Annotated in this window: 16 protein-coding genes; 6 read left to right on the top strand and 10 right to left on the bottom strand. The window is 61.4% G+C overall.

The genetic code is table 11. From position 1 onward, the window contains the following. Window positions 1-24 precede the first annotated feature (24 nt). Entirely contained in the window at window positions 25-1,440 is a 1,416-nt protein-coding gene (locus EDF70_RS05075; RefSeq protein ID WP_132272213.1) for an FAD-linked oxidase C-terminal domain-containing protein, read from the bottom strand. A 171-nt stretch (window positions 1,441-1,611) separates the two neighbouring features. After that, window positions 1,612-2,793 (bottom strand): Na+/H+ antiporter NhaA, encoded by a 1,182-nt coding sequence (gene nhaA / locus EDF70_RS05070; protein WP_132272212.1) that lies wholly within the window; start codon window positions 2,791-2,793, stop codon window positions 1,612-1,614. Window positions 2,794-3,005: 212 nt separating this feature from the next. Between nhaA and EDF70_RS05065 the strand changes: the two genes are divergently transcribed. After that, window positions 3,006-3,527, top strand: a complete 522-nt coding sequence (locus tag EDF70_RS05065) for a GNAT family N-acetyltransferase (RefSeq protein ID WP_132272211.1) — start codon at window positions 3,006-3,008, stop codon at window positions 3,525-3,527. Between the two features lie 18 nt (window positions 3,528-3,545). Here EDF70_RS05065 and EDF70_RS05060 read toward each other — a convergent pair whose 3' ends face one another. After that, window positions 3,546-4,139, bottom strand: coding sequence for a TetR/AcrR family transcriptional regulator (locus EDF70_RS05060; RefSeq protein ID WP_132272210.1), 594 nt, complete (start codon window positions 4,137-4,139; stop codon window positions 3,546-3,548). 172 nt (window positions 4,140-4,311) lie between these two features. Between EDF70_RS05060 and EDF70_RS05055 the strand changes: the two genes are divergently transcribed. Continuing rightward, the gene (locus tag EDF70_RS05055; protein WP_132272209.1) at window positions 4,312-4,701 is read left to right on the top strand and encodes a RidA family protein; all 390 of its coding nucleotides are present in this window, start codon (window positions 4,312-4,314) and stop codon (window positions 4,699-4,701) included. 56 nt (window positions 4,702-4,757) lie between these two features. Here EDF70_RS05055 and EDF70_RS05050 read toward each other — a convergent pair whose 3' ends face one another. The 4 genes from EDF70_RS05050 to EDF70_RS05035 all read right to left on the bottom strand — a co-directional run bounded on the left by EDF70_RS05050 (window position 4,758) and on the right by EDF70_RS05035 (window position 11,577). After that, window positions 4,758-5,144, bottom strand: a complete 387-nt coding sequence (locus EDF70_RS05050) for a response regulator (RefSeq protein WP_245519041.1) — start codon at window positions 5,142-5,144, stop codon at window positions 4,758-4,760. Between the two features lie 2 nt (window positions 5,145-5,146). Then, window positions 5,147-7,138 (bottom strand): GAF domain-containing protein, encoded by a 1,992-nt coding sequence (locus EDF70_RS05045; protein WP_132272208.1) that lies wholly within the window; start codon window positions 7,136-7,138, stop codon window positions 5,147-5,149. Between the two features lie 90 nt (window positions 7,139-7,228). Next, the gene (locus EDF70_RS05040) at window positions 7,229-10,405 is read right to left on the bottom strand and encodes an efflux RND transporter permease subunit (protein WP_132272207.1); all 3,177 of its coding nucleotides are present in this window, start codon (window positions 10,403-10,405) and stop codon (window positions 7,229-7,231) included. Next, entirely contained in the window at window positions 10,402-11,577 is a 1,176-nt protein-coding gene (locus EDF70_RS05035; RefSeq protein WP_132272206.1) for an efflux RND transporter periplasmic adaptor subunit, read from the bottom strand. Before EDF70_RS05035 ends, EDF70_RS05040 begins: the two co-directional genes overlap by 4 nt. Before the next feature lie 295 nt (window positions 11,578-11,872). On the opposite strand from EDF70_RS05035, the gene EDF70_RS05030 reads away from it, so the two are divergent. Continuing rightward, window positions 11,873-14,425 (top strand): UvrD-helicase domain-containing protein, encoded by a 2,553-nt coding sequence (locus EDF70_RS05030; protein WP_132272205.1) that lies wholly within the window; start codon window positions 11,873-11,875, stop codon window positions 14,423-14,425. Window positions 14,426-14,445: 20 nt separating this feature from the next. Further along, entirely contained in the window at window positions 14,446-15,216 is a 771-nt protein-coding gene (locus tag EDF70_RS05025; RefSeq protein ID WP_132272204.1) for a metallophosphoesterase, read from the top strand. A 5-nt stretch (window positions 15,217-15,221) separates the two neighbouring features. Here the strand turns inward: EDF70_RS05025 and EDF70_RS05020 are convergent, their stop codons facing one another. The 3 genes from EDF70_RS05020 to EDF70_RS05010 all read right to left on the bottom strand — a co-directional run bounded on the left by EDF70_RS05020 (window position 15,222) and on the right by EDF70_RS05010 (window position 19,454). Then, complete coding sequence (locus EDF70_RS05020; RefSeq protein WP_207908219.1) at window positions 15,222-16,337, bottom strand: alpha/beta hydrolase; 1,116 nt, start codon at window positions 16,335-16,337, stop codon at window positions 15,222-15,224. A 180-nt stretch (window positions 16,338-16,517) separates the two neighbouring features. Further along, window positions 16,518-17,951, bottom strand: coding sequence for a DUF2778 domain-containing protein (locus tag EDF70_RS05015; RefSeq protein WP_132272203.1), 1,434 nt, complete (start codon window positions 17,949-17,951; stop codon window positions 16,518-16,520). A 282-nt stretch (window positions 17,952-18,233) separates the two neighbouring features. After that, entirely contained in the window at window positions 18,234-19,454 is a 1,221-nt protein-coding gene (locus tag EDF70_RS05010; protein WP_132272202.1) for a YeeE/YedE family protein, read from the bottom strand. A 328-nt stretch (window positions 19,455-19,782) separates the two neighbouring features. Here EDF70_RS05010 and pncA point away from each other — a divergent pair, with 328 nt between their 5' ends. Further along, window positions 19,783-20,409: a bifunctional nicotinamidase/pyrazinamidase gene (gene pncA, locus EDF70_RS05005; RefSeq protein WP_132272201.1), complete on the top strand. Its 627-nt coding sequence runs from the start codon at window positions 19,783-19,785 to the stop codon at window positions 20,407-20,409. 163 nt (window positions 20,410-20,572) lie between these two features. Further along, entirely contained in the window at window positions 20,573-21,301 is a 729-nt protein-coding gene (locus EDF70_RS05000) for an AzlC family ABC transporter permease (RefSeq protein ID WP_132272200.1), read from the top strand. Window positions 21,302-21,308 lie beyond the last annotated feature (7 nt).

Genomic DNA, 21,308 nt, shown 5'->3' with positions numbered 1-21,308 from the left:
CCCTGTTACCGCTGTTGTGCCTGATCAGTCTGCCGGATGCCAGATTTTTCCCGGATTGAAAATATTGTCCGGGTCGAGGCTTTTCTTCACAGCCTGCATCAGACCCAGAGCCGGGCCGATTTCTTCGGCAAGCAGGCTCAATTTGCCCTGCCCCACACCGTGTTCGCCGGTGCAGGTGCCATCCATGGCCAACGCCCGCTGGCCGAGACGATGGGTGAAGGCTTCAACCTTGGCAACCGATGCCGGATCCTTGTCGTCGAACATCACCAGCACGTGGAAATTGCCATCCCCGGCATGGCCGACGATCGGCGCCAGCAGACCGGCTTGCTCGATATCGGCTTGGGTTTCCGCCACGCATTCGGCCAGTCGCGAGATCGGCACGCAGACATCGGTGGAAAAACCGCTGAGCGAGGGATCAAGCGCGCGGCCGGCCCAATAGGCATTGTGGCGGGCCTTCCAGAGTTTGGCGCGTTCTTCCGCATTGGCGGTCCAGACGAATTCATCACCGCCGAATTCGGCGGCGATTTCGGCGAACTGCGCCGATTGCAGTGCGACGGTTTCCTCGGTGCCGTGGAATTCGAGAAACAGCGTCGGTTTCTCCGGGTAGCTGAGATCGGAATAGGCGTTACAGGCACGGATCTGCATGGCATCCAGCAGTTCGATACGGGCGACCGGAATGCCCATCTGGATGGTCATGATGACGGCGTTACAGGCTGCCTCGACGCTTTCAAACGCACAGACACCGCCGCCGATCTTTTCGGGAATGCCCTGCAGGCGCAGCGTGACCGAGGTGATGATTCCGAGTGTGCCTTCCGAACCGACGTACAGGCGGGTCAGGTCATAACCGGCCGAGGATTTGCGGGCACGGGTGCCGACATGGATTTCTTCGCCATCGGCGGTGACGACGGTGAGCGCCAGAACATTGTCCTTCATCGTGCCGTAACGCACCGCATTGGTGCCCGAGGCGCGTGTCGCCGTCATGCCGCCGATGGAGGCGTTGGCGCCCGGATCGATCGGGAAAAACAGCCCGGTATCGCGCAGATGGACGTTGAGTTCCTCGCGGGTAATGCCGGGTTCGACGGTGACGTCGAGATCTTCCGGCGAAACGCGTAGAACCTTGTTCATGCGGGAAAAATCGATCGAAATGCCGCCATTGGCTGCATTGATCTGGCCTTCCAGCGACGAACCGGTGCCGAAGGCGATAACCGGCACCTTCTGGGCGGCGCAGGTTTTGACGACAGACTTCACGTCTTCGCTGGTTTCGACGAAAACGACACCATCTGGCAATTGCGCCGGCAGATAGGTGGTGGTGTGGGCATGCTGTTCGCGAAACGACTGGCCGGTCTGGAAACGCTCGCCAAACGCCTGCTTGAGAATGCCGAGAACGGCGGCGATGCCGTCTTCGTTGCGTTTGCCCTGCCGAACGTCCTTGATTGCCATGACCCAAAATTCCCGTTTCATCCGGGCGAACAATGCCCTCGCCCTTGTGGTATGGGAGCGGTCGGGCTTTGTCCAGTTTGAAGGCATTCAGGATGCGGCATATCCCTTCTCCCTGTCAAAACAGGGAGAAGCTGGCGGAGCGACGGCAAGCTCAAAACTCACACCCGCAAATCACACCCGCCGGCCGCAAACGACAAGCACCGCCGCCCCCAGCAGACCCGATGCAAGAGACCCCATCAGGATACCGATCTTCACATGATCCTGTACGGCCGGATTATTGAAGGCGAGCAGGCCGATGAACAGCGACATGGTGAAGCCGATGCCGCAGAGAAGCGCGGTGCCTGTCATCTGCGCCCATGTCGCCTTGGCGGGCAGTTGCGCCAGACCGAGCTTCACCAGCAGCGCCACCGTGCCGAGCACGCCGACCAGTTTTCCGGCCAGAAGACCGGCGGCGACGCCCATCGTCAGCGGTTCGGAAAACACAGCGGTGGAGAGGCCGGCCAGTGACACGCCGGCATTGGCAAAACCAAAGATCGGCACGATGACGAAGGCGACCGGCTTGTGCAGCAGGTGTTCCAGCCGGTGCAATGGCGATTCGGCGCGAGAGGCTTCCGGCGTGCCGGGTGTCAGCTTCAGCGGGATTGTCAGCGCCAGCAGCACGCCGGCCAGCGTCGCATGAATGCCGGAGGCGAAGACCAGCAACCACAGAACCACTCCAAGTGCGAGATAGACGGCAAGCGCCCTCACCTTCAGACGGTTTGCGGCAAACAGGGCGACCATCACGACGGCAGCGCCACCGAGCGCCAGAAGATCGAGATCGGCGGTATAGAATAGCGCGATGACGATGACGGCGCCGAGGTCATCGATGATGGCGAGTGCCGCCAGAAAGATTTTGAGCGAGGCCGGAACGCGTGAACCCAGCAACGAGATGACGCCGAGGGCAAAGGCGATGTCGGTGGCGGTGGGGATGGCCCAGCCGCGCAGGGCGGATGGATCGTGCCGGTTGAAGGCCACGTAAAACAGCGCCGGAAACAGCATGCCGCCGGCCGCGGCCGCACCGGGCAGAATACGCCGGCTCCATGTCGACAACTGGCCGTCGAGCATTTCGCGTTTGATCTCCAGCCCGACCAGCAGGAAGAACGCCGCCATCAGCGCGTCGTTGATCCAGTGCTGCAGGCTGAGCGGCCCGAGATAGACATGCAGGAGATGAAAATAGGTTTCAGCCAGCGGTGAATTGGCGATGACGATGGCGAGCGCCGCCACCACCATCAGCACGATGCCGCCGGAGGCTTCGTTGTCGAGAAAATGGCGCAGCGTCGAGCGGATCTTGCCTGTGGAGCCGGATGAAGACATCAGGTCGCACTCCCTTGGTGGAAGGTTGATCAAAGTCTCCGTCGGTTCCGGAAAATCCGTGGCGCACGCAGCACACGCCTTGATGAAACAGATACAGCAGACGGCGTGGGACTTCTATGAAAATCGGCGTTATCGGTGGATGTTCCATGCGAGTTGCGGCCATATATCCGTCGAACCATCGGGGCAGGATCGCCCCTCATATGGAGATTGCCTTGTTACCTTCATTCGAAACAGACCGACTTCTATTGCGTCCGCGCAAGATGGCGGATTTTCAGGCATGCCTGGCGATGGACCGCGACCCGGAAGTGACGCGGTTCGTGCCGGGACCGTGGCAAAACCCGGCTGAACATGAGGTATTTCTCCGTGGACGGATAGAGACGGACCACGGCAATGGCTTGGGTTACTGGTCGATTTTCGCAAAAAATGCGCCAGAAGACTTTCTCGGCTGGGTTTTGCTCATTCCGCGTGATGGCGTCGGCCCGGAGATCGAGATCGGCTGGCGTCTGAACAGGCTGGCCTGGGGAAAGGGATTTGCCTCAGAGGCAGCGCTGACGGTGGCGGCGCATGCCTTCCACACGCTCCGGCTTGACATGATCGTCGCGGATGTCATGCCGGGTAATGCTGCCTCGTTGCGGGTCGCTGAAAAACTCGGCATGTTACATATCGGCGAAGGGCATGACGACAATGCCGTCTTCGCATGTTATGCCGTCACGCGGGATGCATTTGTCGGCTGAAATTGCCAGACACCAAATTCAGCGCCGTTCCGCCAGAAAACCTTCGGCCATCAGGCGAAATGCTTCGATCGCCTTCGGTAGCACCGTTTTCGGATCATCGCTGGCCGCCACCCAGAGGGCAGCGTTGAGCGCCGCACCACAGAGAAGACGGCCGGCGGCTTCGGTGTCGCAGGGTTTCAGCCGGCCCGCTGCGTGGAGTTTTCGCACCGCCTGCATGGTTTCCTGAAGGCAGCTGTTCTGGCTGGGCCAGAGCGACGGATCGCCAAGCACGGCCGGGCCGTCAAGCAGCACGATGCGTTGCACTTCCGGGTCGAGCGCCATCTCGATATAGGCGGCCGCCTGTTGTTGCAGGCCCTCCCACAGATCCGCTGACTGCGCACCGATCGCCTCGGCGCGCGTCGCCATCTCGCCGTCGATCTGGTTGACCACAGCGGCAAGCAGGCCGCGCTTGTCGCCGAAATTGGAATAGAGCGCGCCGCGTGTCAGGCCCGCATCGGCTGTCAACTCATCCATCGAGGCGGCGGAAAACCCCTTTTCCGCAAAGGCTTTGCGTCCCGCCGCGATCAGTTTCGCGCGGTTTTCTTCCATTGTTTCGGCACGGGTTCTTGCCATCACAGACCTCGAGTTTCACATACGGTACGTATTTAAATTTGACATACGGCGAGTATGTCACTAGATAAATATACGCACCGTATATGAAATTGCAAACGCGACGTGACGTGCCGGCAGCACGAAGCGTGCGGTGCCCCGCAAAACCAAGCGAAACCAACACAAGGTGAAACTGATGACAAAACGCGAAGCAGTCTTTCCCGAGGGCCGGCATGCCCTTTATGAGAAACACGAATATTCGGCAGCGGTGCGCTCTGGCGAGCTTCTGTTCGTCTCCGGACAGGTGGGCAGCCGCACCGATGGCACGCCGGAACCGGATTTCGAGGCGCAGGTACGGCTCGCCTTCCAGAACCTGATCGCGGTGCTGAAGGCCGCCGGCGCGACGCTGGATGACGTGATCGACGTCACCTCGTTCCACACCGATCCGCAGGCGCAACTCGATACCGTCTTGAAGGTCAAATCAGAGATGTTCGACGAAAAGCCCTACCCGACATGGACGGCGATCGGCGTCAATTGGCTGGCCGGTTTCGATTTCGAAATCAAGGTGATTGCCCGAATTCCGTAACGGAAGGTGATCGAGACCAATCCGGCCGCGTGCGGACGCGGCCGGGATGATGATTGTCAATGACTGGCGCCGGCCATGGCCTGCAAGGTGCGTGTCACCTGAGCGTGGTCATAAGGTTTTGAGAAGAATTTTCCGTCGACCGGCATTTCGACCTCGCTGACATGGACATGGCCCGATGTCAGGATGATCTTGATCGGCGGCCAGCGGTCGCGCACGGCGGCGGCGAGCAGCAGACCGTCCATACTGCCCGGCATGTCGATATCGGTAAAAATCACCCTTATGTCGCTGCGACATTCGAGGATCTTGATCGCCTCGTCGGCATTGGCAGCCTCGACCGCCTCGAAACCGGCATCTTCCACCAGATCCACCGCCATCATGCGCAGGAGTGGTTCGTCTTCCACGACAAGGATCGTGGTTTTTGCGAACATCTGTGATTGGCCCATTATCAGCCTGCTTCCTGCAAATGCGACAGTGACGCGCGCATGATTACCATGATTCCCGGTGGCTCATAACGGATGTCGACGCCACCGGTTCCCAACAATCCCATGCGAATAAGACGCGATCCGAAACCGCGGCGCTCCGGCTCAACGACCGGAGGGCCTCCCGTTTCCTGCCAGGTAAAGGTCAGCTGTGTGTTTTCGGCTGGCCCGCTGATCTCCCAACGCGCAGTCACCTGCCCTGTTCCATTCGACAGACCGCCATATTTTACCGCATTGGTGGCAAGCTCGTGCAGGAGCAGCATGACCGACTGCGTCGCCTTCGGCCCGAGAAAGATGTTTGGGCCGGAAAGTTCCGAGCGCTCCAGCATGCCGAGCCGGTCCAGCGTGTCGGACACGAGGTGGCGGATCGAAGCCCCCGTCCAGTTCTGGTGGATGAGCACGTCATGGGCGGAACTGAGCGCCTGCAGGCGTTTTTCAAAGGATTCTATCGGGCCGCGATCGCCGATCGTTTTCAGCGTCTGGGTGGCGATGGCCTGCACCACGGATAGCGTATTCTTCAGACGATGGCTGAGTTCGCGGTTGAGGATATCCTGATCCTCCTCGGCAAACACACGGCCGATCGCCGCCTGCAGCCGGTCGCCGACACTGCGGACGAAATCGATCTCCTCGCGCCGCCAGGTATGCGGCTGATCGTAATGCACGAAAACGACGAGGTTGAAGCGTCCCTTGTCGAAAATCGGCACGTTGACCAACACGCGGATGCCGATATCGAGCAGGCTTTGGAAATGATCGCGGGTGCGCCGATCGGTGGTCACGTCGCCGATCAGCACGGTTTCGCCGCGCAGAAGATCCTCGATGAAGGAGCCGTAATCCCGAAAATGATGCAGGCCCTCCAGCGTGGCGACGCCGGGGGCGCGCCAGTCGCGATGCATCATCACCGTTTCCGCCTCGGCATCGACCATGCCGAAACCGGCGCGGGTGGCGCCCAGCGCCTGCGCCATCAGCTCGGCCGCATCGAAGGCTGCCTGCTGCACGTCGACAGTATCGCGCAACGCATCGCCAAGCCGGATCAGCGCCTGCATGCGGGCTTGGGCATTGCGCTGCTCGGTGACGTCCTGCAACGTGCCGACCATGCGCACGGCACGACCTTCGGCATCGCGGTGAAAGGCCGCGCGGCGGGAAATCCAGCGGATGCCCTCGTCCGGCGTGCGGATACGGTAGGAGGCTTCCAGCGAAGCGGTGCCATCCGTACGCGAGCTGTCGGCGGACGGAAGATGACGGTCCTCGGGCAGAATGAAATCGTAGATGATATTGGCCGGATATTCGTCCTGCACCGGCAGGCGAAAAATGCGGCAGCCTTCGGCCGAGATTTTCATCGTGCCGGTCGTCAAATCGATATCGAACGTGCCGATGCCACCGGCTTCCTGCGCCGCAATGCTGCTGGCGGCAATGGCGCGCACTTCCGAACTGATGCGTTTCTGACGGCGAAAAAGATCGTCCTTGCGGCTGGAATTGCGGCGCATTTCGAGAAGCGCCACCACCTGCCGGGCCAGCGCCGAAAGCGACCGCTTCTGCGTCAGGCTGAGGCCCTGCGGCCGCGGCTCGGTATCGATGACGCAGAGCGTGCCGATCGTCACACCATCGGGCGAGATCAGCGGTGCACCGGCATAAAAGCGGATATGCGGCGGCTGGGTAACAAGCGTGTTTTCGCTTGTGCGCGGATCGATAGTCAGGTCGGGAATGATCAGCAGATCCGGGCTCTGCAGCGCGTGCGAGCAGACCGACTGGCTTATGGGCGTTTCGGGCAGATCGAAACCGATACGCGCCTTGAACCATTGCCGTTCGGTTTCCACCAGGCTGACCAGTGAAACCGGCGTCTGACATATTTCCGAGGCAAGCAGGACGACGTCGTCGAACTCCGGCTCAGGCGGCGTATCCATGATGTCGTAGACGGCGAGCGCTTCCAGGCGTCGGGTATCGTCACGCTCAGATGTCACCGTTTACTCAACCTTTTGTCGGACTGTCTGCCAGTCGCCAACATGGCGCAAACTGCTAAAAAAGCAATATGCGCCATGTCGAACCGACACTTACTCGGCTGCCTGAAGCGGACGTTCCTTCGGGGCATTGGCGGCGCGGCCATGGGCGAGCGCCAGCTCGTCATGCAGGCGCTGCGCTTCCTGCGCATGCGGCTTGCCGAAGCGGGCGAGCAGCAGGTAGGCGACCGGGGTGATATAGAGGGTGACCAAGGTCGCCATGCCGAGACCACCGACGATGACCCAGCCGAGCGCGATACGGGCTTCAGCACCCGCACCTTGCGCCAGCACCAGCGGCACACCACCGAGGACGGCGGCAATCATCGTCATCATCACCGGGCGCAGACGAATGCTGCAGGCCTTTTCGATCGCCTCGCGGCAGGAGGCGCCGGCATCGCGCAGATGGTTGGCGAACTCGACGATCAGAATGCCGTTCTTGGCCATCACCCCGATCAGAAGCACGAGGCCGATCTGGCTGTAGACATTGAGGCTGGAACCGGTCAGCACCAGCGCGAAGACGGCGCAGGCCAAACCGAGCGGTACGGTCGACATGATGATGATCGACGACAATACGCTCTCGAACTGCGCCGCCAGAACCAGAAAGATGATCGCGATAGCAAAGCCGAAAGTGAGCGCCATGCCGGACGAATTTTCCTGCAGGGTGGCGGCTTCGGCAAGCGGGATCAGGCGCGAACCCTGCGGCATCAGCGGTTCGGCCAGCTGGGTGGCGACCTGAACGGCCTGACCGAGCGAGACGCCATCTTTCAGACCAGCGGAGAAGGACACGGCGGCCAGCTGCTGTTCGCGGCGCAGCGATGGCGACACGGCCCGCTCTTCCAGCGTGGCGACCGTGGACATCGGCACCATGCGGCCGTCCTTGGTCTTCAGAAAGATGTTTTCCAGATCGGTCGGATCGTCGATCGGTCGCGTGGTCGACTTCAGCTTGACCGGGATCGCCTCGCCATCGACGAACACATCCACCACCGAGCGGCCTTCGAGCAGCGACTGGATGGAGGTGCCGAGCGCCTTGATGTCGATACCGAGGTCGGATGCACGCTCGCGATTGACGGTAACGAAAATCTGCGCCTGATTGGGTTCATCATTGAGGCGCGGCGTGTCGAAGAGATTGGTCTGGCGCAGCGCCTCGACCAGCTTGATCGACGCTTCCGTCAGCTGTTCGTGATTGGTGCCGACCATCGCCATCTGCAGGCCGTTGCCGGCCCCGCGGATGCGCAGGCTGTTCTGCTGGATGGCATTACCGCGCAGCGCCGGAACCGAGGAAACGGCAGCGTTGATGTCCTTGACGATATCCGACTGCGTACGGTGACGCTCACTCCATGGCGCCAAAGTCAGCACCATAAAACCGCTATTGGATGCGCCGCCCTGCCCCGAGATGGAAAAAATGTTCTGGATCTCGCCACTGTCACGCAGCGGCTGCAGCTTTTCTTCGATCAGTTGCAGCTTGTCGCGTGTGTATTCGAGGCTGACGCCTTCCGGTGCAGTGGCGCGCAGCATGACCATGGCGCGGTCTTCCTGCGGCGTCAATTCGCTCTGCACCCGGCCGAACATCGTATAGGCGGCACCGGCGATGATCAGGCCGACGATGATGACCGCAAGCGGTGCGTTGAGGCAGGCCCGCAGCGTGGTGGCATACAGTTTCGCCAGCGCTGCCCCGAACCGTCCGAGCATGCCGTGATCCTCGCGCATCGGCTTGGTCAGCATGCGCGACGCCATCATCGGGCACAGCGTCAGCGCCGTCACCGAGGACAGACCGACGGCAAAGGCCAGCACGAAACCGAATTCGCGGAACAGACCGCCCATCTGGCCGGGCAGGAAGGACAGCGGAATAAATACGGCGGCAAGCGTGGCGGTCGTCGCCAGAACGGCAAAGAAGACTTCCTGCGTGCCTAGAACGGCCGCAGCGCGCGGCCCCATGCCTTCGGCGCGCCGACGCACGATGTTTTCCAGAACCACGATTGCATCGTCCACCACCAGACCGGTGGCGAGAACGATGGCGAGCAGCGTCAGGATGTTGATGGAAAAACCGACCATGTAGATCGCCACCAGCGTGCCGATCAGGGCGACCGGGATGGTCAGCGCCGGGATCAGCGTCGCCTTCCAGTCGCGCAGGAAGATGAAGATGACGATCACGACAATCAGGCTGGAGAGGCCGAGCGCGATCTCCACCTCGTGCAGCGCGCCCTCAATGAACACGGCGTCATCGCTGGTAATGGCGATACGCGTGCCTTCCGGCAGGTTCGGCTGCAGCGCCGCGACGGCCGCCTTGACGCCTTCGGAAATGCTGAGCGTGTTCGACTGCGCCTGACGCAGCACACCGAGACCGATGCCCGGCACGCCGTTGGAGCGCAGCGCCGTGGTGCCGTCATCCGGGCCGAGCATGACTGTTGCAACATCACGCAGGCGCACATTGTCGCCGATCAGGATGTTTTCAAAGTCTTCCGGCTTGGTGAGATTGGCGGTGGCACGGACGATGATGTCCTGCGTCGAGGATTCCAGCGATCCTGCCGGCACATCCATGGCGGCGGTCGAAAGTGCTGCGGACAGATCGGCGATTGTCAGACCACGGCCGGCAAGCGCCTCCTGATCGACGTCAACGCGAAAAACCTTCTCCTGATCGCCGTAAAGTTCGACGTCAGCGACGCCATCGACGGCGGCCAGACGGTCGGAAATCTCGTTTTCGACCAGCAGCGTCAGGTCTTCCATCGACAGCGTCGTAGAGGTGACGGCAAGGCGCATGATCGGCTGGCTGTCACTGTCTGCCTTGATGATGCGCGGCTCGTCGGCATCCTCAGGCAGCTGGTTGGTGACGCGGCCGAGCGCATCGCGCACATCGTTGGCGGCAACCGCGAGATCGGCGGTGTCGCTGAATTCGAGCGTCACCCGGCTCTGGCCGAAATCGGAGATCGAGGAAATGGATTTGAGACCGCTGACGCGGGCAACCGCGCCTTCGATAATGTCGGTTACTTCCTGATCCATCGTCTGGGCAGACGCACCGTCATAGGTGGTGCGCACGCTGATGACCGGCTGATCGACATCCGGCAGTTCGCGCACTTCGATGCCGACAAGGGCGGCAAGGCCGGCAACCACCAGCAGCGTGTTCAGGACCGCGGCAAGAACCGGGCGGCGCACGAACAATGCGGTAAAGGTCTTTTGGCTATCGGCGCTCTTGTCGTGGCCGGACTTGTTTTCCGTCTCGTCGTGATTGCTCATCGGCTGGCGACCTCCGGCGGCTTTTCACCGGCAATGCGGACATTGCCGTTTTCGCGGACACGCTGCAGGCCTTCGGTGGCGACGAGATCGCCTTCCTTCACGTCACCGGCAATCAGAATGGCATCAGGATTGCGCTGGATGATGCGCACACGTGCCTTGACCGACTTCTTTTCGACAATCTGCCAGACGAACGAACCCTTGCTGTCCCACTGGACGGCGAGCGGATCGACCGTCGCATAGGTCTCGCCGGGGAAGCGCATGGTGACACCAAACGACATGCCGGCGCGCAGCAGATCGTCTTCATTTTCGATCTTGGCGCGGATGCGGATCGTACGGCTGGCGGGATCGACGCGGTTATCGACCGCCTCGACCGAGCCCTCGAAGACGCGGCCCGGACGCGAGGCGGACGTCGCCTCGACCGGCATGCCAACCTTGACCTGCACGGCAAAACGTTCCGGCGCCCAGAAATCCACCAGCAGCTGCTGACGGTTATCCAGCTGCACGACATTGCTGGCAGTGGTGACGTTATCGCCGATATTGACCGCGACGATGCCGACAATGCCGTCGATCGGGGCGAGGACGGAACGGCGTTTCAGCGCCAGCTCGGCATTGGTGACGGCCAGCTGGGCAGTCTCCTTGGCGATCTGCGCATCGAGAACGTCTAAGCGGGAAAAGCTTTTCAGGGCCGAATAGCTCTCGGCCTTTTCGCGGGCGCTGCGCAGCAGGACCTGTGCCTGATCGCGCAAAATGATCTGTTCGTCGTCGTCAAGCTGGGCAAGCACCTGGCCCTTCTTGACCATGTCGCCGGACTTGACGTGGATCTCGTTGATCGTGCCGGATGCCTGCGGCATGACGATGACCGACTGGATGGCCTCGCCGCTGCCGATCGCCGAAAGCTGATCGTTGACAATACCCTTGCCGACCGGGCGGGTGGCGACGAGAACGGCCTGCTGGCCGCCGCCGGCACGCGGTGTTGCGGATCCAGCGGCACCACCGGCCGATGGTTCTGCGGAAACCGGTTCTATGGCGGCGGGGTTGATCTTTGCCACCACGCTTTCGGGAACGCCCATCGAGACCAGCGTACGGCCGGCATCTGCCGACAACCAGACCCACAGACAGAGGCCCGCAAGCAACAGTGCCACCGAGGTCAGGAGCTGGTTTCCGATCCGCATGCATTCCTCCGGCATTCAACTTGATTGGGTGAAGTATCTTCGTTTCGGCCTATTTGCGCAATGCTTGGCGAGACACCTTACCGATTTGTAACCTACGGGAATTTCACGCATATGTCAGATGCGAATGCCTTGGGCAGTTGCGATGATTTGCTGTGCATAGTGCCCGCCATAGGGCTGCCCGTTTCCGCCTTTACTGTGGCTACACCTGAAAAAGTCCACAGCGGACATGCGCAAATGGAATGAAACCAGAACATCTTTTCTGGCCTTTCGGTTCCGAATCACTACATTGGCCCCCATGAGCAACAGTTTCGATGATATTCCGTTCTTCGACGAAGAGCCGGAACCCCGCCGCCCCCAGAGCCGCGGCGCTTCAGCGCCTGTGCCGGCCGAACCGGCCCCGGCAGGCGGCGGACTTGGCCCAAGCGGTCTGGGCCCAAGCGGTCTGGGCATTGCTGCGCGTGCGATGGCAGCGCGCGGCCAGAGCCGTCCTGCCCCGGATTATCTCTCCGGCCTCAACCCGGAACAGCGCGAAGCGGTGGAAACAACCGATGGTCCGGTTCTGGTTCTTGCCGGCGCCGGCACCGGCAAGACCCGCGTGCTGACCACCCGCATCGCCCACATTCTCGAAACGGGCAAAGCCTGGCCCAGCCAGATCCTTGCGGTGACCTTCACCAACAAGGCGGCGCGCGAGATGAAGGAACGTATCGGCGTTCTGGTCGGCGGTGCCGTCGAGGGCATGCCTTGGCTCGGCACGTTTCACTCGATCGGCGTGAAACTTTTGCGCCGTCATGCGGAACTGGTGGGCCTGCGCTCAGATTTCACCATTCTCGATACGGACGACGTGGTACGGCTGATCAAGCAGCTGATCCAGGCCGAGGGTCTGGACGACAAGCGCTGGCCGGCCAAACAGTTTGCCGGCATGATCGACGGCTGGAAGAACAAGGGCTTGTTGCCGCCGGATATCCCGGAAGGTGATGCCCGCGCTTTTGCCAATGGCAAGGGCCGCGAACTCTATGCCGCTTATCAGGCGCGGCTGCGCACGCTCAACGCCTGCGATTTCGGCGACCTTCTGCTACATCCGATCGCGCTGTTTCGCAAGGCGCCGGATCTCCTGAAGGAATATCACGAGCGGTTCCGCTATATTCTGGTGGACGAGTATCAGGACACCAACACCGCCCAGTATATGTGGCTGCGGCTGCTCGCGCAGCGCCCCAAGGGCGTGCCGCAAAATGTCTGCTGCGTCGGTGACGACGACCAGTCGATCTATGGCTGGCGCGGTGCCGAAGTGGACAACATCCTCCGCTTCGAAAAGGATTTTCTCGGCGCCAAGGTGATCAAGCTGGAGCGCAATTATCGCTCCACAGAGCATATTCTGGGTGCCGCCGGCCATCTGATCGCCCACAATGAGGGGCGACTGGGCAAAACCCTGTTCACCGACCGCAGCGACCCGAACGATGAAAAGGTTCAGGTGCATGCCGCCTGGGACAGTGAGGAAGAAGCCCGCGCCGTCGGCGAGGAAATCGAGCGCCTTCAACGCGGCGACGGCCATGACGGCAAGAAACATGCGCTGAACGACATGGCGATCCTCGTGCGCGCCTCCTTCCAGATGCGCGAGTTCGAAGACCGGTTTGTCACGCTCGGCCTGAATTACCGCGTCATCGGCGGCCCGCGATTCTACGAGCGTCTCGAAGTGCGCGATGCGATGGCTTACTTTCGCCTCGTCTGCCAGCCGGCCGACGATCTCGCCTTCGAGCGGATCGTCAACACGCCGAAACGCGGCCTTGGCGACACCACCATCCGCAACCTGCATGATTATGCCCGCGCCCGCGACATTCCGATGCTGGCAGCCGCCACCGACATGATCGAGACGGATGAGCTGAAGCCGAAAGCCCGCAAGGCGCTGTTCGACGTCATCCAGAGTTTCAAGAACTGGCAGGAGCGGCTGGAAAACGCGCCGCATACCGAACTTGCCGAACAGATTTTGGAAGAGTCGGGTTACACCGACATGTGGAAAAACGACAAATCGGCGGAAGCGCCAGGGCGTCTGGAAAACCTGAAGGAACTGGTCCGCTCGATGGAGCAGTTCGAGAGCATGCGCGGTTTCCTCGAACACGTGTCGCTGGTGATGGACGCCGAAACCAACGAAAACCTCGATGCCGTGTCGATCATGACCCTGCACTCGGCAAAGGGTCTGGAATTCGACACCGTGTTCCTGCCCGGCTGGGAAGAAGGCCTGTTTCCGCACCAGCGCGCGCTGGACGAAGGAGGCCGCTCGGGGCTGGAGGAAGAACGCCGCCTCGCCTATGTAGGCCTGACGCGCGCCAAACACCGCTGCCATCTGTGGTTCGTCTCAAACCGACGCATCCACGGCCTGTGGCAATCGACGCTACCGTCGCGTTTCCTCGACGAACTGCCGCCGGCGCATGTCGACGTCGCCGAACCTTCGGATTCGAGTTACGGCGGCTATGGCGGGCGTGGCGGATACGGCCAGTCGCGCTTCGACAAGGCCGAACCGTTCGCCAATTCCTATTCGACGCCCGGCTGGAAACGCGCGCAGGCCAACAAGACCGACGCCACCCGCGACAACTGGGGCTCGCGCTCCGGTCACGCGGTGGAACGCATCGGTTACGGCGAAAGTGGCCCGCGCGGCCGCACGATCGACGGCGAACTGGTGGCGAAATCTGTCTCCGCCACGCCATCGAAATTTTTCGTCGGCGACCGGGTTTTCCATATCAAGTTCGGCAATGGCAATGTGTCGGCCGTGGAAGGCAACAAGCTGACGATCGAGTTCGACCGCGCCGGTGAAAAGCGTGTGCTGGACGGGTTTGTCGAGCGGGTGAAAACCTGATCTGAAAAGGGAAGTCGGGCATGCGTCTCTGGGTGATGTCCGACCTGCATCTCGAATTTTCCGCGCTACCGCTGCCGCTGACGATACCGGAGGCGGATGTCTGCGTGGTGGCTGGCGATGTGCTGACCAAGGGCGTGGTGCCTAGCCTTGAATGGATCACCCAAAATATAGCACCGCACATGCCGGTGGTGTTCGTGGCCGGCAATCATGAATTTTACGACGCCACCTTCGGCGAAAGCATTCTGGCTGGCAAGGCATATGCCGCCACCGTCGAGAACCTGTTTTATCTCGATGGCGAAACGATCGAGATCAGCGGTGTGCTGTTTGTTGGCGGCACTTTGTGGACGGATTTCAACCTGAACGGCTGGCAGGACAGCGCCATAGAAGACGCCAAAAGCCGCATGAACGATTATCGCAGGATCAGGCTGTCGAAAAAACCATTCAGCAAATTCCTGCCCTTTCAGAGCGTGCACAAGCACCGCCTTGACCGCACCGCCATCGAAGCAGCAACGACCGCCGAACGGAACGCCCCGCTGGCCGTCGTTACCCACCACGCACCCAGCGAACGATCACTACCGACAGCGGACCGCGGCACGCTGAGTGCCGCCGCCTATGCTTCAGATCTCACCGACCTGATTGCAGTCGGAAAGCCGGATCTGTGGATCCACGGCCACATCCATCACCACAGCGACTACATGATCGGCGACACCCGCGTGCTGGCCTACCCGCGCGGTTATCCGGGCGAAGAGACATTTGCCAATTTCGATCCGGCCTTTGTGGTGGAGGTGTAAAACCTCTACCTCACCCCCTGCCGGCGCAGAAACGCATCAACATCGGCGGTATAGATACCCGGCGTGCCAAGCCGTGCATTGATATCGCCGTGCCGCAGCGCCACAGGCAGGACTTCCGCCTTCGGGCCGGCCTTCTGCGCAAAGGCGCGGGCCTGATCGCAGGAGACGCGGCGCAGGCTGGAGCAGACAAGCAGAACCGGTGGTATGCTCCCGGCCTTATTCATCTGGGCCAGCGGTGAGGTCTTCTCCCAGAAAGCGGGGTCCTTGCCGAAAGCGCGGTCGAACAGGCGGGCGTGGCCGGCACGCATCAACGCTGTCACATCATAGGCGCCGCTGTCGAGTGCCACCGTGGCACGCCACGGCTTTACCCCTGCCGCAGCCTGAAGGTCCGGATCGGCGGTGACCAGCATGGCGACATGGGCGCCGGCCGAATGCCCCATCAGGACGATTTTTCGGCGATCACCGCCCCATGACACGGCTTTGTCCTGCACGAAGGCAAGGGCTGCCGCCACATCCTGCGCCTGCTGCAGTGGATCGGCCTTCGGCAGGAGCCTCGTTTCGACGGAGATAAAAATCACGCCCTTGGGCAGCCAGTGCGCCACCTTGTTGTCGACTACATTGGCGGCCGATTTCGATCCGAGCGCCCAGGCGCCGCCATGCACCATGACGATGACCGGCGCATCGCTGGGCAATCTGTCCGGCCGGTAGAGATCAAGACGCTGCTCCGCCGCCGGGCCATAGGCGATATCATGCTGGATGCGCACGCCCTCCGGCAGCCGGGTCGCTTCACTGACCGGCCCACCGCGACGGCGATCGGCATTGGCGGCCTCGAGTGCCGTGGCGCAACCGGCAGACAGGGAAGCGTGGTGTTCCCGAAGACAAGCGGCGATAGCTCCGCCGCCGGGACGCATGCCACGGCAGAACTGTCGATAATCGGCACGGCAGGCGGACGCTACGCCGAACGATCTTTCTGCCTGCGCCGAGACGCCGCCCGCAGCAAACAGGCTGACTGTGACCGCAAGGGCGGCGGCGGAAATGATGCGGCGCCGGCCGGTCAGGGACAAACGGCGTAGCGCAGAGCGCCAAGCGGCGCGGTATTCGAGGAACGGCAGAAACGGCATTTATCAGGGCTTTCCGGTCGCATTCGAAGTGGCTTGATTTGGGCGTGACGGATAATCGCGACCATGCAAGGCAATCGTCAAGTGCGCTTTTCATCCTGTTACAAAATGCAAACATCTGCATGCCTGAAAACGCAAAACGCCACCCTCTCGGGCGGCGCTTTCATCTGTCGGCGCCTGGTTTCAGGCGTCGTTATTGCCGCGGAACAGGTCGACCAGCGTCTTGCCGGAGGACGTGCCGCGACCGGGGCGCTTGCCGTTCCATTCATCGACGATCACCATATGGGTGACTTCGCCGCGGCGGAAGGCGGCCAGGAATTTGTCGTACTGGGCAAAGGCAACGCAGCCATGGCTGTCGCCACGGGTACGAAGCAGGTAGCTGTGGGCGAGAAGACCTGTACGGTTGAGTGGGTTCTTGCCATCGACGGGGTTCAGACGGATGGCGGCAACGCCGTGGAAAAGCGATTCGCGCATCGACAGCCTGTAGGTTCCGGCGGGCGTCGGGCCCTTCATCTTCACATGCGTCATCTTGGGGTCGTCACGCAGCTTGCCGATGCCGGAATGGGCTTCGAGCTTGCTGCCATCCGGCATGTACACGGTGGCGTTGGTGATGTCGTAGACCGCAACCTTAGTGCCGATGCCCGGCCAGTTGGGCGCCGAACGCGACGGAGCAGACGGTGCCGTCTGACGCATCGGATTATCGGGCTTGGCGTAGGCGAGAACCGTGTCGGGCTTTTCGTCACGCGCCGGCTTCTGCGGCGAAACGCGAGCGATGGCATCGAGACCGCTGCGCGGTGTGGCATTCTCGGTCGTCGGCTTGGCAGCGGCAACCACTTTTGCTGTTTCCGGACGGCCAAACGGCATCGGGCCATTTTTCGGCAGGGCATCGGCTAGAGCAAGCTCAGTCGACTTGGCAGGCGCAACCGGTTCGGCGGAAGCAAGCTCGACGGCCTCGACTTCAACAGGTTCGATAGTGTTCAGCTCGGCAACGGTGGTGGCCGGCGTGACATCCTGAAAGACATCCGGCATTTCGCCGCGCGGCGCGACGGCAACGATATTTTCCATGGCCGGCATCAGCGCATTGCGAATTGCATCGGCATCCGGCCGGGCAGCCATCAAGGCGGCGAACTGGCGTTCGTCGTCGGCAGACTTCGCCTTCTGTGCCGCCTTCGCCAGTGCGGCATCGAGACCGCCACGCACAGCATCATCGTGCGGACGCAGAGCCGCCATCACCGAGGCTTCGGCGCCTTCGAGGCGGCCCGCCTTCGGATCGACCGTTGTCGGGATCCGCGAAAATTTGGAAACATTGATCAGGCGCTGCGGATCGGCCTGTGCGGACAGCAGATGGTTCTGCTCGACCGGCACCGGCGAGGCGACACGCATGGACAGAACTGTCTGGAATTTTGGCTGCGGGGTCAGACCCGTCGTGCCGGCCATCTTGCCGACCGACAGAACCGCCGCGCCGACCCAGACGCCGCCGAGCAGCGTTGCGCCGAGAATGACGGTACCGAGGAAAGCGGCTTTTGATTTGCCCTTGCCAGCCTTGGCCTTGTGGCCAGCTTTTTTGCCGGCGGGGCGCTCATAAGGATTTTCGAAACTGTCTATCGTCAGCGCCATACTGGTTACCCGAACACTCTACGCAAACCGGGGGCGCGACCGAACGCTGCGCCACCGAAATCGGGTGAAACGCATGGCTGGAGACTCAAAGCCCCAGAACCATCGATCACCGGTTGACGAAGAGAATGCCGAATTATGGTAACCAAAATGTTGACGCCGCCCCTGATTTCGATCCCCGACCCGTATTCGACCGCGCTAATACAGTCGATTACGGACGAAAATTTAGCCAAAATGCGGCGCTGGAGCGGCAGATCATGATTAACGAGCCGCTCCCCAGGCCCACTAACCGTCTGTCCGCAGAACGTTCCGCCGCTCCATGAAGAACCATGGGCGCAGACGCACGCCGATGACATTGCCCGCAAAGGCTGCCACGGCCCAAAGGTAGCCGTGAAGGCTGCCGGATGCAATGCCTGAAAAATAGGCGCCGATATTGCAGCCATACGCAATGCGCGCGCCATAACCGAGCAGCAGACCACCAGCGACGGCCGCAAAGATCGAGCGCAGTGGAATGTCCAGGCTCGGCGCAAATTTACCGGCAAGCGCCGCCGCCAGCATGGCGCCAGCGATGATGCCAAAGTCCATGACCGAGGTGACATCGGCGAACACGCTCTGCGCCAGCGCCTTGGCATTGCCCGGCTGCTGCCAGTGCGGCCACGAGGCCACGTCGATACCGATCAGCTGCGCGCCCTTGGCGCCCCAGAGCGCGAAGGCCGAGGTGACGCCCCATGGACGACCGGCGATGGCAAGCGTTGCGAAATTGAGGATGACAAGCGCAATCGCACCGAACACCAGCGGCCAGGGACCGCGCAGATAACGCGCAAAACCGTGCCGCGGCGAAGGCGGCGCCTGTTCGAGCGCGCCATTGCGCTTCTTTTCGACGAAGACGGTGATGGCCGCGATCGCGCCAAAAATGGCAAGCGAGACGGCAATGCCACCGGCAGCACCAAAAGTCTGGAACAAAGCCGTCGGTGGCAGCGACGGCAGGGAGGCCCACCAGCCGGTATGCATCGTGCCGATCAGCGAACCGACGATGAAGAAAAACAGCGTCACCAGCATGCGGGCATTGCCGCCGCCGGCGGTAAACAGCGTGCCGGAGGCACAACCGCCACCCAACTGCATGCCGATGCCGAACATGAAGGCGCCAGCGATGACGCCGAGACCGGCAGGAGAAATGTTCCCACGCACTTCATTGCCGAACAGCGTGCCGCTGGCAAGGAAGGGAAAAAACAGGATGACGGCGAGCGCCAGCAGGATCATCTGCACGCGCAGGCCGCGCCCCCTGCCCTCGGCGATGAACACGCGCCAGGCGGAGGTGAAGCCGAAAGCGGCATGATACAGCGAAATGCCGAGTGCGCCGCCGACGAGAAACAGCGCGCCCTGCGCCGGGCCGTAAGTGGCGCCGAGTGCCAGCGTGCCGGCAACGAGGACGAGAAGTGCGCCGATGCCGGGCGCGCCAAGTGGCAGACCCGCGCGCGGTTCGGCGGGGGAAACGGATAAGGACATATAAAAACTCCTGAAACTGGAGTGGTTATAGGGTGGACGGCAAACGCTTTCGAGGCAAGATTTTCGGCAAGATTGACGCGAATGGGATTCATCTTGCTTCGATCATTCACACGGGAGAATGCACGCCTATCCGAAACGCATTTTTGAGAATTATCAAGACATGATCACTTCACTACGGCCCACGCATCCACCATCCGAACAGCGAATACCGCCAGCGGCGGAAACGGTTCCCTTTGACACTGATCCGCTTTAGACTTCAGCAAGCTGAGTGCGTCGCCCCATGGACGATGGCGCCGCGAAAAGACGAGTGGCTTGAGGGAGAAACGTCATGAAGGCGCTGTTGCTGATCGATATCCAGAACGGTTTTTGCCCCGGCGGCAATCTGGCGGTTCCGGATGGCGATGCGGTGGTGCCGGTGGCCAACCGACTGATCCGCGAGGGCGGATATGACGTGATCGTCGCCTCGCAGGACTGGCACCCCGCCAACCACGGCAGCTTTGCCTCTCAGCATCCCGGCAAGAAGGCTTTCGAGATGGGCAAACTTTCCGGTGAGCCGCAGGTCATGTGGCCTGACCATTGCGTGCAGGAAACGGTCGATGCCGAATTCCACCCCGATCTTGAGATGGATGACGTCGATTACATCCAGCAGAAGGGTGAGAACCCTGCCGTCGACAGCTATTCGGCTTTCCGCGACAACGATCATGCCGCACTGACCGGCCTTGCGGGATATCTGAAGGCACAACTCGTCAATGAACTCGATGTCTGCGGGCTGGCCACCGACTATTGCGTGAAATTTTCGGCGCTGGACGCGCGCGACATGCTGCCGGATGTGAAAGTTCGCTTCGTCTCCGATGCCAGCCGCGGCATCGATCCGCAGGGCGTCAAGGATGCGATCGAGGAAATGCGGGCACGCGGCGTCGGTATCGTCACCAGCGACGAGATCCTGGCTGACTGAGACTGCTTTACGTTGCGGCATCACCTCACGTGAGCCGCCCTGCCCGACCGATCAACGAAATCGATGGATTGAATAAGCGCAATTCGATTGCCAGCGAATGGTGTGGCTTCTACACGCTAGTTTCCAAGAAAAACGCGGGAATCGCGGCGCAGGGGAACGGCATATGGACAGACATGAGCAGTTGACGAGCGGCCTCAAAAAGGGGGCTGTGGTGGCCATTTCCTCCGCCCCTTTCGGCGTCCTGTTCGGCGCCATTGCCGTCGATAACGGGTTCAGCATCGGCGAGGCAGCGCTGATGAGCGGCCTTGTTTATGGCGGCGCCAGCCAGCTGGTCGGTATCGAGCTGTTTGGTCATCAAGTCGCCGCATGGGTGATCGTGCTCTCCATTCTGGCGGTCAATTTTCGCCATATCCTCTATTCGGCAGCACTTGCCACCATCATCGGCCGTTATCCGCATATCCAGCGCTGGCTGTCCTTTTTCCTGCTGGTCGATCCGCAATTCGCCGAAACGGTGAAGCGCGAGGAAGCGGGCAAGGCGGCGACCTTCCGCTGGTATTTTGCCATGGGTGCAGTGATCTGGGTGTCGTGGGTGATAACAACCGTGATCGGCGCCTATTTCGGCCGGATGATCGGCGATCCGAAGGCGCTCGGCATCGATGTGCTTCTGCCGGTCTATTTTCTCGGCCTGACCATGGGTTTTCGCAGCCGTCACAACTTTGTGCCGGTGATGCTGGCGGGTGCGGTCGGCTCCGTCGTCGCCTTCCATTTTATCGGCTCGCCCTGGCATATCAGTGTCGGCGCGGTTCTGGGCATTATCGTCGCCACCATCCTGCCGCCACCGAAGACACATGCGCAGCCGGATGTGTCAGAGATGGAAAAGGAGGCCATGTGAGATGGAA

The organism is Neorhizobium sp. JUb45, from assembly GCF_004343585.1.
In the GTDB taxonomy this organism is placed as follows: Bacteria; Pseudomonadota; Alphaproteobacteria; order Rhizobiales; family Rhizobiaceae; genus Neorhizobium.
This window is presented reverse-complemented; position numbering and strand designations above follow the sequence as displayed.

Coding starts and splice junctions, on each gene's coding strand:
- EDF70_RS05075 (WP_132272213.1), bottom strand. CDS start 1,440: ATGGCAATCAAGGACGTTCGGCAGGGCAAACGCAACGAAGACGGCATC.
- nhaA (WP_132272212.1), bottom strand. CDS start 2,793: ATGTCTTCATCCGGCTCCACAGGCAAGATCCGCTCGACGCTGCGCCAT.
- EDF70_RS05060 (WP_132272210.1), bottom strand. CDS start 4,139: ATGGCAAGAACCCGTGCCGAAACAATGGAAGAAAACCGCGCGAAACTG.
- EDF70_RS05055 (WP_132272209.1), top strand. CDS start 4,312: ATGACAAAACGCGAAGCAGTCTTTCCCGAGGGCCGGCATGCCCTTTAT.
- EDF70_RS05050 (WP_245519041.1), bottom strand. CDS start 5,144: ATGGGCCAATCACAGATGTTCGCAAAAACCACGATCCTTGTCGTGGAA.
- EDF70_RS05040 (WP_132272207.1), bottom strand. CDS start 10,405: ATGAGCAATCACGACGAGACGGAAAACAAGTCCGGCCACGACAAGAGC.
- EDF70_RS05035 (WP_132272206.1), bottom strand. CDS start 11,577: ATGCGGATCGGAAACCAGCTCCTGACCTCGGTGGCACTGTTGCTTGCG.
- EDF70_RS05030 (WP_132272205.1), top strand. CDS start 11,873: ATGAGCAACAGTTTCGATGATATTCCGTTCTTCGACGAAGAGCCGGAA.
- EDF70_RS05025 (WP_132272204.1), top strand. CDS start 14,446: ATGCGTCTCTGGGTGATGTCCGACCTGCATCTCGAATTTTCCGCGCTA.
- EDF70_RS05020 (WP_207908219.1), bottom strand. CDS start 16,337: ATGCCGTTTCTGCCGTTCCTCGAATACCGCGCCGCTTGGCGCTCTGCG.
- EDF70_RS05015 (WP_132272203.1), bottom strand. CDS start 17,951: ATGGCGCTGACGATAGACAGTTTCGAAAATCCTTATGAGCGCCCCGCC.
- EDF70_RS05010 (WP_132272202.1), bottom strand. CDS start 19,454: ATGTCCTTATCCGTTTCCCCCGCCGAACCGCGCGCGGGTCTGCCACTT.
- pncA (WP_132272201.1), top strand. CDS start 19,783: ATGAAGGCGCTGTTGCTGATCGATATCCAGAACGGTTTTTGCCCCGGC.
- EDF70_RS05000 (WP_132272200.1), top strand. CDS start 20,573: ATGGACAGACATGAGCAGTTGACGAGCGGCCTCAAAAAGGGGGCTGTG.